We start from the raw sequence: 919 nt of genomic DNA, 5'->3' as shown, positions 1-919 counted from the left end.
CCACTTTCTCTCCTACATTCAGCTTCAGCGTTTTATTACTCAATTCCTTGCGCGACACCACTTTCTCCGCCAAGGCATCCGGGTACGTAACGATACATAATCCCTCTTCCCCCTTTTGCAAGCGGCTAAGTACTTCTGTACGCAAAATCTCATTGGCCGCATCTTTTTGTCCATACTTGATGGAGCGACGGAATGAAGATGGAAAGAACAATACTCTTTCCGTACCCAATATCTGCGTCAAGTCGTGATAGAAATATCCGGCTTCTTCAAGATCACCTAAAATAAATACAAACGGGCAACCACCCTCTTGCACCAGTACAGAAGAAAAAAGAGAAGCGGCGGATGCACACAGTCCTCCGCAAAAAACAGTCTGAACGGAAGTGTCCTTCAACAAGCGCTTCATTACTGCCATATTGGGATGGGCAGAATATTGTTGTTGCAACTCAGTTATTGTCATACCTATAAAATTTCCCCGCAAAATTACAAAAAAGATTGGGAGTATACACCCAAAGAACAGAAGTATTATAATAAGGTATCTGCCGGACATTACTTAGATGTGGGGCGAGTACTGTTAAGCCGTGGGCTAAACGTCCGTGAGCCGTGGGATGAGCACTGCTAAGACGTGGGCTTACCCCAAGCGAGGTGCGGGCTTAGTTCCGACAACATGCCGTCTTATTCCGAATGGGGTATGAAACACGTTAAATTTTCCTTAGTTCAGCTATAACTAAAGGAAAAAGAACTACTTTTGTTTCTAAATTTTATAGTATCTATATGCAGACATCGGATAGCATTGTAATTATCCCCACCTATAATGAACGGGAGAACATAGAAAATATCATCCGTGCCGTTTTCGGCCTTCCCCAAGTATTCCATATTCTGGTCATAGAAGACGGCTCTCCGGACGGAACGGCAGCCATCG

At 44.3% G+C, this 919-nt stretch carries 1 protein-coding gene and 1 pseudogene; one reads left to right on the top strand and one right to left on the bottom strand.

Annotated elements, in window-relative coordinates; genetic code table 11:
- Nucleotides 1–457 (bottom strand): annotated as a pseudogene (locus AB5935_RS26600) (transcription-repair coupling factor); the annotation flags it as partial.
- A 314-nt stretch (nt 458–771) separates the two neighbouring features.
- Here AB5935_RS26600 and AB5935_RS26595 point away from each other — a divergent pair.
- The coding region (locus AB5935_RS26595) for a glycosyltransferase (protein ID WP_410525556.1) at nt 772–919 on the top strand (148 nt) is incomplete at its 3' end.

It is taken from the genome of Phocaeicola sp. RTP21198st1_B8_RTP21198_201120 (assembly GCF_040929485.1).
Lineage (GTDB): Bacteria > Bacteroidota > Bacteroidia > Bacteroidales > Bacteroidaceae > Phocaeicola > Phocaeicola dorei.
Note: the sequence above shows the minus strand (reverse complement) of the source record. Positions and strands in the feature narration are given on the sequence as shown.